The organism is Labrenzia sp. VG12 (assembly GCF_002237595.1).
Classification (GTDB): domain Bacteria; phylum Pseudomonadota; class Alphaproteobacteria; order Rhizobiales; family Stappiaceae; genus Roseibium.
The window spans coordinates 2,168,803-2,183,230 of sequence record NZ_CP022529.1; the positions used below are offsets into that span (position 1 = coordinate 2,168,803).

The 14,428-nt window shown below is 60.2% G+C and carries 14 protein-coding genes; 8 read left to right on the forward strand and 6 right to left on the reverse strand.

Going from position 1 to position 14,428, the window contains the following annotated elements; genetic code table 11:
• Positions 1-6 precede the first annotated feature (6 nt).
• From CHH27_RS10130 to CHH27_RS10160, 7 genes are all read left to right on the forward strand, one after another.
• On the forward strand, positions 7-552 hold the full coding sequence (locus CHH27_RS10130; RefSeq protein ID WP_208988780.1) for a hypothetical protein: 546 nt from the start codon (positions 7-9) through the stop codon (positions 550-552).
• Positions 553-611: 59 nt separating this feature from the next.
• Positions 612-1,136, forward strand: coding sequence for a histidine phosphatase family protein (locus tag CHH27_RS10135; protein WP_094071479.1), 525 nt, complete (start codon positions 612-614; stop codon positions 1,134-1,136).
• A gap of 44 nt (positions 1,137-1,180) precedes the next feature.
• A complete protein-coding gene (locus tag CHH27_RS10140; RefSeq protein WP_094071480.1) occupies positions 1,181-2,695 on the forward strand; it encodes a YcjX family protein in 1,515 nt (504 codons plus the stop codon).
• Positions 2,692-3,738: a YcjF family protein gene (locus CHH27_RS10145; protein ID WP_094071481.1), complete on the forward strand. Its 1,047-nt coding sequence runs from the start codon at positions 2,692-2,694 to the stop codon at positions 3,736-3,738. Before CHH27_RS10140 ends, CHH27_RS10145 begins: the two co-directional genes overlap by 4 nt.
• Before the next feature lie 159 nt (positions 3,739-3,897).
• Positions 3,898-7,098, forward strand: a complete 3,201-nt coding sequence (locus CHH27_RS10150) for an S-layer family protein (RefSeq protein WP_094071482.1) — start codon at positions 3,898-3,900, stop codon at positions 7,096-7,098.
• A gap of 259 nt (positions 7,099-7,357) precedes the next feature.
• Positions 7,358-8,533, forward strand: coding sequence for a VWA domain-containing protein (locus tag CHH27_RS10155; protein ID WP_094071483.1), 1,176 nt, complete (start codon positions 7,358-7,360; stop codon positions 8,531-8,533).
• Entirely contained in the window at positions 8,530-9,645 is a 1,116-nt protein-coding gene (locus CHH27_RS10160; RefSeq protein WP_157738845.1) for a hypothetical protein, read from the forward strand. Before CHH27_RS10155 ends, CHH27_RS10160 begins: the two co-directional genes overlap by 4 nt.
• A 7-nt stretch (positions 9,646-9,652) precedes the next feature.
• On the opposite strand, the gene CHH27_RS10165 is transcribed toward CHH27_RS10160, so the two are convergent.
• The 4 genes from CHH27_RS10165 to CHH27_RS10180 all read right to left on the reverse strand — a co-directional run bounded on the left by CHH27_RS10165 (position 9,653) and on the right by CHH27_RS10180 (position 11,677).
• The gene (locus CHH27_RS10165) at positions 9,653-10,081 is read right to left on the reverse strand and encodes a universal stress protein (protein WP_094071485.1); all 429 of its coding nucleotides are present in this window, start codon (positions 10,079-10,081) and stop codon (positions 9,653-9,655) included.
• Between the two features lie 67 nt (positions 10,082-10,148).
• Positions 10,149-10,937: a helix-turn-helix domain-containing protein gene (locus tag CHH27_RS10170; RefSeq protein ID WP_094074652.1), complete on the reverse strand. Its 789-nt coding sequence runs from the start codon at positions 10,935-10,937 to the stop codon at positions 10,149-10,151.
• Positions 10,938-11,096: 159 nt separating this feature from the next.
• On the reverse strand, positions 11,097-11,294 hold the full coding sequence (locus CHH27_RS10175) for a helix-turn-helix transcriptional regulator (protein WP_094071486.1): 198 nt from the start codon (positions 11,292-11,294) through the stop codon (positions 11,097-11,099).
• Positions 11,294-11,677, reverse strand: coding sequence for a hypothetical protein (locus CHH27_RS10180; protein ID WP_094071487.1), 384 nt, complete (start codon positions 11,675-11,677; stop codon positions 11,294-11,296). Before CHH27_RS10180 ends, CHH27_RS10175 begins: the two co-directional genes overlap by 1 nt.
• A 254-nt stretch (positions 11,678-11,931) precedes the next feature.
• Here CHH27_RS10180 and CHH27_RS10185 point away from each other — a divergent pair, with 254 nt between their 5' ends.
• Positions 11,932-13,158 (forward strand): MFS transporter, encoded by a 1,227-nt coding sequence (locus CHH27_RS10185; protein ID WP_094071488.1) that lies wholly within the window; start codon positions 11,932-11,934, stop codon positions 13,156-13,158.
• A 285-nt stretch (positions 13,159-13,443) separates the two neighbouring features.
• Here CHH27_RS10185 and CHH27_RS10190 read toward each other — a convergent pair whose 3' ends face one another.
• Positions 13,444-13,764, reverse strand: a complete 321-nt coding sequence (locus CHH27_RS10190) for a 2Fe-2S iron-sulfur cluster-binding protein (protein WP_094071489.1) — start codon at positions 13,762-13,764, stop codon at positions 13,444-13,446.
• A gap of 116 nt (positions 13,765-13,880) precedes the next feature.
• Positions 13,881-14,243 carry an Hpt domain-containing protein gene (locus CHH27_RS10195; RefSeq protein ID WP_208988782.1) on the reverse strand — a complete coding sequence of 121 codons (363 nt, stop codon included), beginning with the start codon at positions 14,241-14,243 and terminating at the stop codon, positions 13,881-13,883.
• Positions 14,244-14,428 lie beyond the last annotated feature (185 nt).

Consider the following 14,428-nt stretch of genomic DNA (forward strand, 5'->3'; position numbering starts at 1 on the left):
ATTGCGGTGGCACGACAGCGGTCGGACATAGGCTTCAAGGCAGGGCTGCTGATAGCTGTGGCCGTGGGCCTGTCACTGCCGGTGTCTGCCCAGGTCCCGCCGGAACAGGATGCAGGCTGGCAAAGCGATGTGGAAGGGCTGCGCCATTTCACAGGTCTGCGCTGCCCGGACATGATCGGCCCGTTCTACCGGATCAAGGTGATGGAGGGTGATCAGGTGAGCCTGGCCGGCTGCATCTATACCGGCCGTGACGGCATCACCGCGGTTCTGCGCAAACACGTGGAAGGCACAGGGCGCCGCGAGGCCCTGACCTTCTCCCGCAACTACAAGGCCGCCGGGTTCGAGCCGATCAAGCTGACGGGGGCGGCTGCCTCCGGCATCTCCTTCAGAACGCGAAGCTGGACACCGACAAGCCTTTGCGAAACGCTGTGGTATTTTTCCGGTACCAAGGCCGATTATACGCTGTGGCTCTCCTACACCCTGCCGACGCAGGAAGTTGATATCGGCCCCGCAGTGACCTCATTCACCCAGGCCCTTGCCAACCAGAATTGACACCGGGCACCAGTCCTTTACGCCATCGCGTCCGCGACCGACCAACCTCTGGAAACAAAATGCGGCTCTTACTGCTCAGACATGCCAAATCCGACTGGGGCGATCCGTCCCTGGAGGATATCGACCGACCGCTGAACAGCCGCGGCAAGGCAGCAGCCTCGCGAATGGCGCGATATCTCAAGGAGCACGCGCTGCTGCCCAACCAGGTCCTCTGCTCCACCTCCTTGAGAACCCGGGAAACGCTTGCCCGCGTCCTGACAAGCCTGCCACAGGAAGCCCGGATCCACCTGTTGTCCGATCTCTACCTGCAAAGCGAAGATGACTACCTTTCCCTGATCCGTAAGTATGGCGGGCGCTCACAAAATCTCATGGTGATCGCCCACAATCCCGCCACCGAAGAAACGGCGCTTTCCCTGGCCGGCACGGGCGACCCGATGGCCATTGCGGATCTGAAGGAAAAATACCCGACTGCGGCCCTGGCGGTGATCGATTTCGATATTGCCGACTGGTCCGAACTCCAGCCCGGAACCGGTCACCTGGAGCGTTTTGTCAAACCGCGAGATCTGAAGGACGATCTTGGCTGACTGCAGACTGATCGGCGATTGCACTTGCTCCGGCCAGCGCTTACATGAACGCGCTGGAGGTGCTCTTGAACCCGTTGACCACACTGAAGGAAGAGTCCCGGCTTGCACTGGCAAACCTGGCCGATGCAGCCGTTGACCTGACCGTGCCGAGCGTCCGGCTGGGCGTGACCGGCCTTGCCCGCGCCGGCAAGACCGTTTTCCTGACCGCCCTCGTACACAATCTCGTCCATGGTGGCCGCCTGCCCCTATTTGCAGCCGCCGCAGGACATCGCATGACCGGTGCGCAGCTGCAGCCCCAGCCGGACGATGCCGTGCCGCGCTTCGATTACGAAGCTCATGTGCAGGCACTGGTGAAGGACCGGGTCTGGCCGGACTCCACACGCCAGGTCTCGGAACTGCGCCTGACCATCGATTACGAGAGCTCCTCCTATTTCTATCGCAAGCTGGGCCCGGGGCGCCTGCACCTCGACCTGATCGACTATCCGGGGGAATGGCTGCTGGATCTGCCCCTGCTCGGCAAGGACTATGCGACCTTTTCAGCCGAAGCGCTCACCCGTGCGCGTGCCCAGAACCGCACAGACATCGCCGCCCCTTTCCTCAAGGCACTGGAGGAAACCGATCCGGCTGCGCCGGAAAGTGAACCGGCCGCCCAGACGCTCGCAAAGTCTTTCAAGTCCTACCTGGCGGCCTGCCGGGCGGATGCGCACGCGCTGTCGATGCTGCCACCGGGACGGTTTCTGATGCCGGGCGATCTCGACGGCTCCCCTGCCCTCACCTTTGCGCCGCTTGATATTGCAGCGGATGCCGCGCCGGCCCGATCCGGCACCTTGCGTGCGATGATGGAACGGCGCTACGAGGCCTACAAGACCCATGTCGTGCGCCCTTTCTTTCGGGATCATTTTGCCCGGCTCGACCGTCAGATTGTCCTGGTCGACGTCCTGCACGCACTGAATGCCGGACCACATGCGATCACCGACCTCGAGACGGCCTTGAGTGAAGTGCTTGGTGCGTTCCGGCCGGGCAAACGCAGTTGGCTGTCCTCCATTCTGACCCGCAGGATTGACCGGATCCTGTTCGCAGCCACCAAGGCAGACCATTTGCACCGCACCGATCACGACCGCCTTCAGGCAATCCTGAAACGGCTGGTCGCACGCGCGGAAGAAAAGGCCCGCTTCAAGGGTGCTGAAGTGGACGTGCTTGCGATGGCCGCCGTCCGGGCCACGCGCGAGGCGACTGTCAAACACCGGGGTGAAGAGCTTCCAGCCATCCTCGGCACCCCGCTTCCCGGTGAGCGTCTGAATGGCGACACCTACGACGGCAAATCTGAAATCGCCATGTTTCCCGGAGACTTGCCCGAGGATCCTGAATCACTTTTTGTCAAAGGTGACTCTGTTTCTGAAGACGTTCGACCAAGTTTTCAGGCCGCTCAGGCTGATCTTCAATTTCTGCGTTTCCGGCCGCCGGAACTGGATACGACGGCAGAGGGCCTAACCCTGTCCCTGCCGCATATCCGCCTGGACCGAGCCCTTGAATTTCTCATTGGAGACCGACTGGCATGACCGGATCGACCCCGCCTCCTGGCCGCAAGCCTACTGCCTTTCGTCTGGATGACAGCAAGGTGCGCCTGACCGACGACGAGAACCGGGAACCCTCGGCCGGCGAGGCACTCGTGACCCAGGCCTATCTGGAAGAGGATGAACCGCGTCTGCCGCGAGACGCCAGTACTCCAAAATCCCGTTTCGGTTTCGGCAAATGGATCATGGTCGGCCTCACGGGCCTGGTCTCCCTGGCAATCGGCCTTGCCATCGACAGCCTGATCCGTGATCTCTTTGCCCGAACCGACTGGCTTGGCTGGCTGGCAGTCGCCCTTGCCGCCATTGCCGCCCTCGGACTGACCGGACTGATCATCCGCGAGTTTGCCGGTCTGGCCCGGCTCGGCAAGATCGATCATCTGCGTGAGAAGCTGAAAGCGGCAGCCGACGAGGACGATGCGAAGGCGGCAACGGCCGGGCTGAAGGAGCTCATGGCCCTTTACGCCGACCGGCCAGAAACGGCTCAGGGCCGCAAGGCGCTTGCAGGTCACATGCAGGAGGTCATCGACGGACGCGATCTGGTCATCCTGGCGGAACGCGACCTGTTGCGCCCTCTCGATCAGGAGGCAAACCGCATTGTGCTCAACAGCGCCAAGCGCGTGTCGCTGGTGACCGCGGTCAGCCCCCGTGCCCTGGTCGACCTCCTGATGGTTCTTTTCGAGAACCTCAAGACCATCCGCCGCGTCTCCACGCTTTATGGCGGCCGGCCGGGCACTCTCGGCTTTCTCAGGCTCGCCAAACATGTTGTCTCGCACCTGGCTGTTACCGGCGGCATGGCAGCTGGCGACAGTCTGGCTTCCGAGTTTCTGGGCCACAGCCTTGCCGCCCGCTTGTCGGCGCGTTTGGGGGAAGGCGTCATCAACGGGCTGTTGACCGCCCGCATCGGCATCGCCGCCATCGCGGTGTGCCGTCCGTCTCCGTTCGTCGCCGATAACGGTCCGAGCGTGAAGGAGTTCATGGGTGAACTGACGTCTCTTGCAAAGAAACAGGAAACAGATGGAAACAGCTAACCTGTTGTAAAATATATATTAAACGTAAGTTTAGCACGTTTGGACGCCGCATTTGTTGTGCTTGGGCCACAGCTCCTTTAAGACCTGCCCCATGCTTCGTTTTCGCTTCGTCGGCTTAACGAAATGCGTTAAGAAATAGCAAACAACAAGGCGTCAGCAATGACCGGCACGACCGAAAAAGGCCGCGGGGCTTCCCAGATCAGACACGCGCTCATGGCAAGCTGTGCCTTGTGGCTGGTCCTGCCTGCCGTGGCCGTCGCCGCCGACATCACCATACCGTCCGGCTCGACGGCAACGACGACCCAGACCCTGACAGACGTTGGTGATACCGGCACGATCGACAGCGGTGGGGCCATTGACGTCACCGACGAGGACGGCCTGGTTCTGGGCAATGATGATCAGACCGCCGTCAACAATGGCGATATTGACGTTGAAAACACAGGAGGCCCTTCCCTTGCAGGCATCGGTTCGCTGGGAGCCAATTCACGTATCACCAATAACGGCGACATAACCGGCACCGGCGACTTCATCTTCGGCATCGTCACGACTGATGATGACGCTGTTGTCGTCAATTCCGGGACGATCGACCTCGACGGTGATTTCAATACCGGTATCTCGCTGGACGGCGACGATTCCAGTGCTGAAAACTCCGGCGACATCACGACCAACGGCTTTCAGTCGGATGGTATTTACGTGTTCGGCGACGACGGCTCGGCCACGAACAGAGGTACAATCGTCACAAGCGGTGAAGACGCCTTCGGGATCTATTCCGACGGCAATGCCTCAACCCTGACCAACACGAGAACGATCACCACGACCGGCGACGACTCTGTCGGCATCGGCGCCGACGGCGACAGTGCCACCGTTTCGAATTCAGGTTCGATCTCCACTGCAGGTGAAGATGCGGACGGCATCAAGATCGCGGGGGACGATTCCAGCGCCACCAATTCCGGCACGATCAACACGACCGGTGAAGACGCACACGGGATCGATGCGGATGGTGCCAACGCTGTTGTGAACAACAGCGGAACGATCACGACGACGAGTGATGACGCCACGGGTATCGATTCCGACGGCGGGGCGACCAACGCCTCCATCACCAACAGCGGCACCATTTCCGTGAACGGGAATGACGCATTGGGGGTCGAGTCAAAAGGCAATGGCAGCACCATTACCAATTCCGCATCCGGCTCGATCACGACACAAGGCAGCGGTGCACCAGGCATTGGCTCCCAGGGCAATGACTCGACCATCTCCAATGCCGGCAGCATCACGACCAACGGTTTCAGTTCCTTCGGGATCGGCGCCCTCGGCGACCGTGCGTCGATCACCAATACGGGATCCCTCTCCACGTCCGGCAACCAGTCAGACGCAATTTACGCGTCGAACGATGGCGCTACGATCAACAACCAGAATACGGTTTCAACAACTGGAGAAGATGCCCACGGCATCGGCACCGACAGTGACTCGGCCAACATCACCAATTCCGGCTCCATCACCACGACCGGCGACAGCAGTGACGGGATCGACAGTGACGGAGACTCTGTCACCGTCACTGTCACCAGCTCCGGAACACTGACCCAGTCGGGTGAAGGTGGTAACGGGATCGACGTCAATGGCGACACGGCAACCGTGTCGACATCCGGCACGATCACAACATCCGGCACAGACAGCAACGGCGTTGAAATCACCGGCAACGATGCGACGGTGACCAATGACGGCACCATCACAAACTCCGGTACCAACTCCGGCTCGGTGACGGATACGGGCGGCGGCATCGACATCATCGGCAATGACGCAACTGTAACAAACAACGGCACCATCACCAGCGTTGCCGCAGGCGGTCATGCCATCAGTGTCACTGGAACTGGCGCCAGCATTTCCAACACCAGTTTTGATACAATCGCGTCAAGTGGCAGCAATGCGGACGGCATAAACGTCTCCGGCAACAATGCCACCGTAGACAATTCGGGCAAGATCACCGCAACCGGTGAAGACAGCAATGGCGTGGCGGTGACGGGCGACGGCGCAACCGTCACCAATTCCGGAACCGTCGAGAACACAGGTTCGAGAACCGGCAGCGACGCGGCCGCCGGACACGGCATCTCGATTGTCGGTGACAACGCGACCGTCACGGTCACCAGTTCGGGGACTGCATCCTCCGAAAACGGCTCCGCAATCTATATCGACGGCGCCAATGCGACCGTGACGATTCAAAACGGTTCCACGATCATCGGTGGTCTGACCTTCACCAACGCCGCTTCGGCCTCGTTCTCCTATGGGGGCGACCGGACCGCGATCTTCGGTTTCTCCAGTGTGCCGGGCACGCTGACTTCGGACACCCTGACTTTCGGCACCAACGGCAATACGGTTACATTCCTCAATCCGGACGAGTTTCAGCTGGGAACCACATCGCTCACCTTCAACGCGCTCTCGCGGGAGCTGGCAGACGTTCTCGAGGAGCAGATGAACGCGGGAACGCTCGACGGCTCCGCTTTCGTCGCCACCAATGGCACGCCGGCCGAAACGGTCTCCGACAGATGGTCCGTCTGGGCGTCGCCTTTCGGCGGACTGTTGAACCGTGATGGCACGAACGGTTTCGACCACAGTTTCGGCGGCCTGATGGCCGGTGCCGAGCGCGGCTTCGGAGCCGATTACCGGGCTGGTGTCGCGGGTGGTTTCTCCTTTGGGCACACCGACAGCAACAACAATGTGCACTCGGCCGACAACTACAGCGTTTTCGCCGGCGCCTATGCAACGCGGAACTGGCAGCAGACCTTCGCCCAGGTCAGCCTTCTCGGCGGTTATCTGAACAGCGCCGAGGATGTCACGGTTCTGAACAACATGGTTTCCGGTGGCCTGCAGGATCTGTCGATCGACTACGACTACCTCTTCGTCACGCCGAGTGCCCGTCTCGGACACGCTTTCGCCCTGACGCAAGGCACGCTCACTCCGAGCGCGCGCGCCCGGTATTCCGGGCTGTGGCAAACAGGCGACGCAAGCGAGAGCACCACCGGCCTGACCGTTTCCGGACGATCGCTGAACGTTCTGGAACTTCGCGGCGAGGCTGCGTTTGATTTTACCCCTGTCGCCGCCGACACCGGCGCTTTTCATTTCGGTGTTGCAGCCGGCATCGACGGCATCTTCACGCTGAGCGACAATGTCGACGGAGACCTTTCTGGAACCGCGCTCAACCTTTCCATCGACAATGACGACGCCGTCGTTCGCGGCTTCGGCCGAGCGGATGCCGTCTGGAAATCAAATGGCGGCGCGGCGTTCCTTGCCAGTGTCGAGGGCGGCTATGACAGCACCGAGACCTTGTCTGGCACCATGCGCCTCGGTGGCAAGATCAGCTTTTGAAGGAGCTGAAAACCTGGGTCGCTTCCCGGTTCAACGCACAGCGTAACCTCTCGAGACGGTCTGTTCACGCCGCTGGAGCCTTTCACGGTTGGATCGAACCAAACCTGCCCGGCCCTTCGGGCTTAGGTCTGGCGGACGGCTGCCTTGTCGTACCGCTCACCCATAGCCCACCAGGGCCTCACGCCCCTCCACGCATCCATCTCTCCGGACAACAAACAGAATGCTTCAAACTGAGCGCGAAACGCTCTAGGTTCGGCTCATGTTCATAAGTTTCTTCACCGAACTCAAATCGGCGGGCATCCCGGTCTCGCTGCGCGAATACCTGACGCTGATGGAGGCGCTGGACAAGGATCTGGCGGAGAAAAGCGTTGAGGATTTCTATTATCTGGCGCGTCTTGCGCTCGTGAAGGACGAAAGCAACCTGGACAAGTTCGACCGGGTCTTCGCCCATGTCTTCAAGGGCCTTGAGCTGATGAGCGACGTGCCCCTGACCGACATTCCCGAAGAGTGGCTGCGCAAGCTTGCCGAGAAACACCTGACGGACGAAGAAAAAGCGCAGATCGAGGCCCTCGGCGGTTTCGAGAAACTGATGGAAACCCTGCGCGAACGCTTGAAGGAACAGGAAAAACGCCACCAGGGCGGCAACAAGTGGATCGGCACGGCCGGCACATCGCCCTTTGGCGCCTACGGTTACAATCCGGAAGGCGTGCGTATCGGCCAAAAGGAAAGCCGGCACCGCCGGGCGGTCAAGGTCTGGGACAAACGCGAGTTCAAGGACCTGGACGACACCCAGCTTCTGGGCACCCGCAATATCCAGGTTGCCCTGAAGCGACTCAGATACTTTGCCAGGACCGGCGCGGCCGAGGAACTCGATCTCGACAATACGATCCGGGCGACGGCGCACAAGGGCCTTCTGGACATCAAGATGCGCCCGGAGCGGCACAATGCGGTCAAGGTGCTCCTGTTCTTCGACATCGGCGGTTCGATGGACGACCACATCCGGGTCTGCGAGGAACTGTTTTCGGCCGCGCGCTCAGAATTCAAGGTGATGGAGCATTTCTACTTCCACAACTGCCTTTACGAGTATGTCTGGAAGGAAAACCGCCGCCGTCACACCGAGCGCATTCCAACCATGGACGTGCTGCACAAATACCCGTCCGACTACAAGATCATTTTCGTCGGCGATGCCTCGATGAGCCCATACGAGATCGCCTATCCGGGCGGATCGGTCGAACACTGGAACGAGGAACCAGGCTCTGCCTGGATGCAAAGGATCACAGGCCTTTACAACAGCGCGGTCTGGCTCAACCCGGTTCGCCAGCAGCACTGGCATTACACCCAATCCATCCAGATGCTGAACGAGCTGATGGAAGGCCGCATGTTCCCGATGACGGTCGAGGGGCTCACAGACGCGATGAAGGAACTGGCACGGTGAGCGCCTCGGAGGACGGCCCTACCTTCTCGACGCACAGCACCACGTCCGGCATGGTTGGTGGCGGCTTTTACAATGCCAATTCGTCTCCCCAATGGAACGCCATCGAAGCGGTGCTGCCCATGCTGGACAAGGCGACAAACTCCCTGCCTGTCGACTGTCCTGGCCCGGTCTGCCTGGCGGATTTCGGCTGCTCGGAAGGGCGCAATTCGATTGCCGTGATGCAGCGCGCCCTCACGTCCCTGTTGCCGCACACCGACCGCCCTGTACAGACCATCCACTCCGACCTGCCCACCAACGACTTTTCCAAACTGTTCCTGAACCTGCAGCCGGGCGGCAAACCTGTCTTTGAAAGCGACAGGGTCTATTCCGCAGCTGTTGGCGGCTCCATGTATGACCAGCTGCTGCCGGACCGCTCGGTGCATCTGGCAACCACGTTTAATGCGATCGGTTTCCTGTCCCGCCGACCGGTCAAGACGCTGCCTGGATACATTTTTCCAAACGGCCCCAGCAAGGAGCGGGCAAACGGTTTTGTCGCTGAGGAAGACAGGAAGGCCTTTGCGGCGCAGGCCAAACAGGACGTCGGAACGTTCCTGCAGAAGCGCGCCCGCGAACTGATCCCGGGAGGCAAGCTGCTGGTCCAGGTTTTTGGCGCCAACGAAACCGCAAGCACCTGCAATGGCCTTTACGATCTCCTGAACGATGCTGTCCTTGCCCATGTCGACTTGGGCGAGATCAGCCGGGAGACCTACGAGCGCTATTATCAGCCGGTCTACATGCGCACGCTGGACGAGCTGGTCGCTCCTGTGACCGACGAGACCTATGGCGCAAACGGACTGTTCGACATCGATCAGACCAAGTCCTACGAGATCGCCGTGCCGTTCAACGAGCGCTTTCAGTCAGACGGTGACCTGGACCGTTATGCCAGGGACTACGTCAATTTCTTCCGCGCTTTCACGGAGGCGGTCCTCTCCGGTGCCCTGCCCGAAACGCCGGACAGGGGCAAGCTTGTTGAGCGCATCTATGACACGGCCGTTGATCTGCTCAAGGCCCATCCGGACCGCTACCCGTTCCGCTACATCGCCATTGCCATGCTGCTGACGCGCGCGGGCTGAACGCTCGTCAGCTTCCGCGCAGCACGAGCACCGAACACGGCGCATGCCGGACAATATGGGCTGCGTTCGATCCGACGAAATAGGTCGACAGGCCCGGTTTGTGCGAGGTCATGAGAACCAGGTCACAGGCGGTCCGCTCTGCTTCCTCGATCACTTCGTGGTAGACCGAGCCCATGCGGACGGCCACATCGACGGCGCCCTCCGGTGCATCGAGGCCGGCCGCGATCTTGTCGAGGATTTGTGCGGTTTCCTGGAACTCGCGTTCCTGCCAGCCCTCCGGCAACTGGCTGGCGACAAAGCTCTGAACTTCCGGGCAGACTGCCAGGAGGTGGACCTTGGTGCCATAATCGCGCGCCATCTGGGACGCCTTTGCCAAGGCATCTTCGGCAAAGCCGGCTTCGGCGGGATCCACGGGAACGAGGACTTTCTTGAACATTGGATGTCTCCCAAAAGTGGTTCTTTCCTCTTTTGGGACGGCTGACAATTTACCGCCATGAGAAAAATCAATCGCTCACATCGCCAAAATACCGGCCAGGTGTCACGCCGAAGGCCTTCTTGAAGGTGGCGACAAAGGCGCTCGGCCCCTCATACCCGAGTTTGTGAGAGACGTCTGAGACGCTGCGGCCGGCCGCAAGCAGCTCCAGCGCCCGGAACAGTTTCACCTGCCGGCACCAGGTGCGGTAGCTGAGACCGGTTTCCGCCTTGATCCGCCGTTCGAATGACCTGACGGAGGTCGTACAGCGCGCGGCCGCCTCGCTTAACGAGGGAATGTGAGCGGGACAGCGCACAATCCCGTCACACAGAGCCCGCAATTTGGGATCCTGCGGCATTGGCAGCTGCAAGGGCGCCGCCGGCAGCATCTTTAGCTGATCCAGGATCACCGCCGCGATCCTGGCAGCAGGCCCTTCCACGCTTGCCGCCCGCGGATAGGACATGAATTCAAGGATCAGCGCCCGTAGCAAGGTGGTGACCTGGATCACCTGCGGCGTTTGCGGCAGGTCCTGCGTGTGATCGAATTGCACATAGACGTAGCGGATTTCGGTGTCGGTCAGGTAGCGGGTCTGGTGAGACAACCGCGAGGGTAACCAGACGGCCCGTTCGGGCGGTGCGAAAAACGTGCCCATTTCGGTATCGATCGCAATCGATCCCTTGACCACATGAAAGAGCTGCGCGGCATCGTGGGAATGCCAGCCATTATGTCCGATGCCCGCAGGCTGGCTCTTGGCATAGCCGATCAGCGGACCGGGAACGGCTTCGGTCGGAAATTCCGAGAGTTCGGGATGAATGCTCATGGGCGAATAATAGCCGCCTTCCTGCAGATTGCACAGTTGCTGAACCGGGCAAAACACCCGGTGCGCCTGTCCTTTGGGCGCCTTCAACCGGCTCAGGCTCAACCGGGGCAATGCCAGGGAAAGCGCCTTGAACCGGTGTGACCGCCTTCAGACCCGGTCTCAGTCTTCATCAGGGTCAAACAGCTGTTCAATTGGAAGGCCAAAGACGCGTGAAATGCGAAAGGCAAGCGGCAGGCTGGGATCATACCTGCCCTTCTCCAGCGCGATCACGGTCTGGCGCGTCACGTCAAGCCGTTCGGCGAGATCCGCCTGGGACCAGCCACGTTCGCCCCTCAGGGTTTTCAGATGGTTCCGCATCACATCTTCCAGCGAACGCCAGCCGTGGCAACGGACCACATGACAAACAGAAACGCGGCGAAATAGTTGAGGTCAACCGTCAGCACCGCTTCCAGCTTTGCGAGGAAAAGGGCAGCCAGGACACCAACCAGCAAGGTGATCGAACCGGCCACGGCCATGATCAGCCGCTCACGCTCGTCCACCTTGCGGTAATATCTGACCAGGGCCCACAGCACGAGAAGCATCGGCAGGGTCGCAAGACCGGACACCAGAACATGCGTCGAAAAACCGGACGCGCTGGTGTCCAGATAGGACTTTGCCCAAAAACTGGACGCAACAAACAGGGCGGTGGCCCCGAGCGTCTCGGCGACATATTGCAAGGAAAGACGGTCAAACCGGGTCATTGTCGGCTCCTGAAACGAACAAATGTAAAGTGACCTTTACATTCCACATCAAAGATCAAAAGTAAAGCACGCTTTACACTGTTTGTTGCAGACACACATTTGGCCGGCTTGGAGACCGCCGATCTTTAACCACCCACTCAAAATTTGGCGGGTCGGAGACATATCCTGACAAAACACCGCTAACACGCAAGGCGCCGTTCGACCTAAAAACGGGTCACAGCGCTGTCGGACTGTTTCTCTTATCTGGCTACGGAATGACCTACTTTACCCAAAACGCCCACCCGGACGAGATCAAGGGCTGGCGCTCGCCAGCCGTTCTCCTGATGATCATGGCAGGCGCCATGCAGCTGTCGTTTGCTGCGTGGTGGAACCTGATGAACAATTTCGCGGTTCAGGAGCTGGATTTCACCGGACGTGAAATCGGCATCCAGCAGTCGATCCGCGAGATCCCCGGTTTCCTGAGTTTTCTGGCGATCTATCTGCTGCTCTTGATGCGCGAGCAGACGCTTGCCTATCTGTCGCTGCTGCTTTTGGGTGTCGGCGTCGCCATCACCGGCTATTTCCCGACGGCGATGGGCTTTTACATTACCACCCTGATCATGTCGATCGGCTTTCATTATTACGAGACCATGGCCCAATCGCTGTCGCTGCAATGGCTGCCAAAGGCAACCGCCGCGGCCAGCATGGGCAAGATCATCTCGGTCGGCGCGTTTGGCCAGCTCATTGTCTATTTCCTGGTCGTCGTTGCGTGGGCCGCCTTCGACCTTTCCTTCGCGACCGTCTTCGCCATTGCCGGCGGACTGACCCTGGTGGTTCTGGCCTTCCTGATGATGGCCTATCCCCATTTCCGCGAAGGCGTGCCGCAGCACAAGAAGCTGATTCTGAAAAAGCGCTACTGGCTCTATTACGCCCTCACCTTCATGGCCGGCGCCCGGCGCCAGATCTTCACCGTCTTTGCCGGCTTCCTGATGGTCGAACGTTTCGGCTATGAAGTTCATGAAGTCGGCATGCTGTTTTTTCTCAACGGCGTGTTCAACCTGGTCCTGGCCCCGGGCATCGGCAAGCTCATCGTCCGCTTCGGCGAGCGCAAGGCGCTGATCCTGGAATATATCGGGCTTGCGGGTGTCTTCGTGACCTATGCGTTCGTCACCAACGCAACGCTGGCCGCCGCGCTTTATGTGATCGACCATGCGTTCTTCGCCATCGCGATCGCGATCAAGACCTATTTCCAGAAGATCGCCGACCCGGCCGACATCGCGCCGACCGCAGGTGTCGCCTTCACGATCAACCACATCGCGGCGGTGTTCATTCCGGCCCTGTTCGGCCTGATCTGGCTGGTCTCACCGGCAGCCGTGTTCCTCGCCGGAGCCGGCATGGCCGTGGTCAGCCTGGCGCTCTCCAGCCTGATCCCGAGCAATCCGGAGGAAGGCCGCGAGGTGGATTTCTGGTTCCGCAAGCCGGCGGCCCAACCCGCGGAGTGACCCGGCGGCGCTCGCCGCAGACCATTGAGATCAATTGCAAAAAGGGCGGCCCCTGGGCCGCCCTTTCAGATTGCATCCAAACGCTCAGCTCATCCATCCGGACAAGTGCAGCGGCGCTGCGCGCCGATCCGGAACCCGGCGCGTCAGTACGAGCGACAGCGAGCACAAACCAGTCAAGCGTCTGAGTTCTCTGGTAAAGACGCGCCAAGGGCGCGGTTTCCTTCGAGATGCGCGCAAGCGCGTTCCTCAGGAGGAGGCTGAATGTGTTGACAGTTTGCCTGGAATTTAAGCCTGGCGTTCCGGCACGTGCACGACAAGACCGTCAAGCTCGCCGCTCACCTTGATCTGGCAGGACAGGCGCGAGGTCGGCTTCACGTCATAGGCAAAGTCGAGCATGTCCTCTTCCATCGGCTCGGGCGACCCGGTCTTGTCCTTCCAGGCGTCGTCGACATAAACGTGGCAGGTCGCGCAGGCGCAGGCGCCACCGCATTCCGCTTCAATTCCCGGCACCATGTTCTTGATGGCGTTTTCCATCACCGTCGAGCCTTCGGCGGCATCGACTTCGGTCTGGTTTCCGTCAGCGGTTACAAATGTGATCTTCGGCATATGTCGCGTCCAAGCCTTGAAACAGAGGTTCTCAGACGACCGAAATAAAGAATAAACGCAAAAGGTCAAGGACCGTGCCGTATCTGTGCGGCAATGGGTCGGGAATTCAACGCAAATCAGCTGTCCAGCAGGTCGCGGATATAGGCATTGACCTCCTCGACCGCGTCCGCAAGGCCATCCGTATCCGCATCGGCCCTGTCTCGCATGCGCCCCTCAAGCGCTTCGCAGACGATCGCCACACGTTCGGCCCCCACGGCGCGCGCCGATCCCTTGAGCGTATGGACAAGGTCCCGGCGTATGCCCGCGTCGCTTTCACGGTTGAGCCGTTCCAGGGTGCTGGAGGATTGCGACTTGAAGAGATGAAGGACCTGAACTTCCAGATCGCGATTGCCCAGTGTGTTCGCCGCCAGCTGCACCAGATCGATCGGTGCGTCGGGACCGGACCGGCCGGCAACACGGGCCAAAGAAGACGAGGCCATGGGGATACTCCAAACTTGACCATGCATGCCTGCCGACGCCCTGTTGCATTCGCAGGCTCACGTTAGAGTGATCTCCAATCCGCAAACACCCGGTTAAACCGATCTCACAAACTGCCCGTTGACGAAGAAGTCCCCAAAAAATTCGATTCGTGGTTAACGTGTTTTAACGCAGCTATCAAAACAGG

What these genes read in the sequence shown, in the direction of transcription:
- CHH27_RS10135 (WP_094071479.1), top strand. Translation starts at nt 612, where the DNA reads ATGCGGCTCTTACTGCTCAGACATGCCAAATCCGACTGGGGCGATCCG.
- CHH27_RS10140 (WP_094071480.1), top strand. Translation starts at nt 1,181, where the DNA reads ATGAACGCGCTGGAGGTGCTCTTGAACCCGTTGACCACACTGAAGGAA.
- CHH27_RS10145 (WP_094071481.1), top strand. Translation starts at nt 2,692, where the DNA reads ATGACCGGATCGACCCCGCCTCCTGGCCGCAAGCCTACTGCCTTTCGT.
- CHH27_RS10150 (WP_094071482.1), top strand. Translation starts at nt 3,898, where the DNA reads ATGACCGGCACGACCGAAAAAGGCCGCGGGGCTTCCCAGATCAGACAC.
- CHH27_RS10155 (WP_094071483.1), top strand. Translation starts at nt 7,358, where the DNA reads ATGTTCATAAGTTTCTTCACCGAACTCAAATCGGCGGGCATCCCGGTC.
- CHH27_RS10165 (WP_094071485.1), bottom strand. Translation starts at nt 10,081, where the DNA reads ATGTTCAAGAAAGTCCTCGTTCCCGTGGATCCCGCCGAAGCCGGCTTT.
- CHH27_RS10170 (WP_094074652.1), bottom strand. Translation starts at nt 10,937, where the DNA reads ATGAGCATTCATCCCGAACTCTCGGAATTTCCGACCGAAGCCGTTCCC.
- CHH27_RS10175 (WP_094071486.1), bottom strand. Translation starts at nt 11,294, where the DNA reads ATGCGGAACCATCTGAAAACCCTGAGGGGCGAACGTGGCTGGTCCCAG.
- CHH27_RS10180 (WP_094071487.1), bottom strand. Translation starts at nt 11,677, where the DNA reads ATGACCCGGTTTGACCGTCTTTCCTTGCAATATGTCGCCGAGACGCTC.
- CHH27_RS10185 (WP_094071488.1), top strand. Translation starts at nt 11,932, where the DNA reads ATGACCTACTTTACCCAAAACGCCCACCCGGACGAGATCAAGGGCTGG.
- CHH27_RS10190 (WP_094071489.1), bottom strand. Translation starts at nt 13,764, where the DNA reads ATGCCGAAGATCACATTTGTAACCGCTGACGGAAACCAGACCGAAGTC.
- CHH27_RS10195 (WP_208988782.1), bottom strand. Translation starts at nt 14,243, where the DNA reads ATGGCCTCGTCTTCTTTGGCCCGTGTTGCCGGCCGGTCCGGTCCCGAC.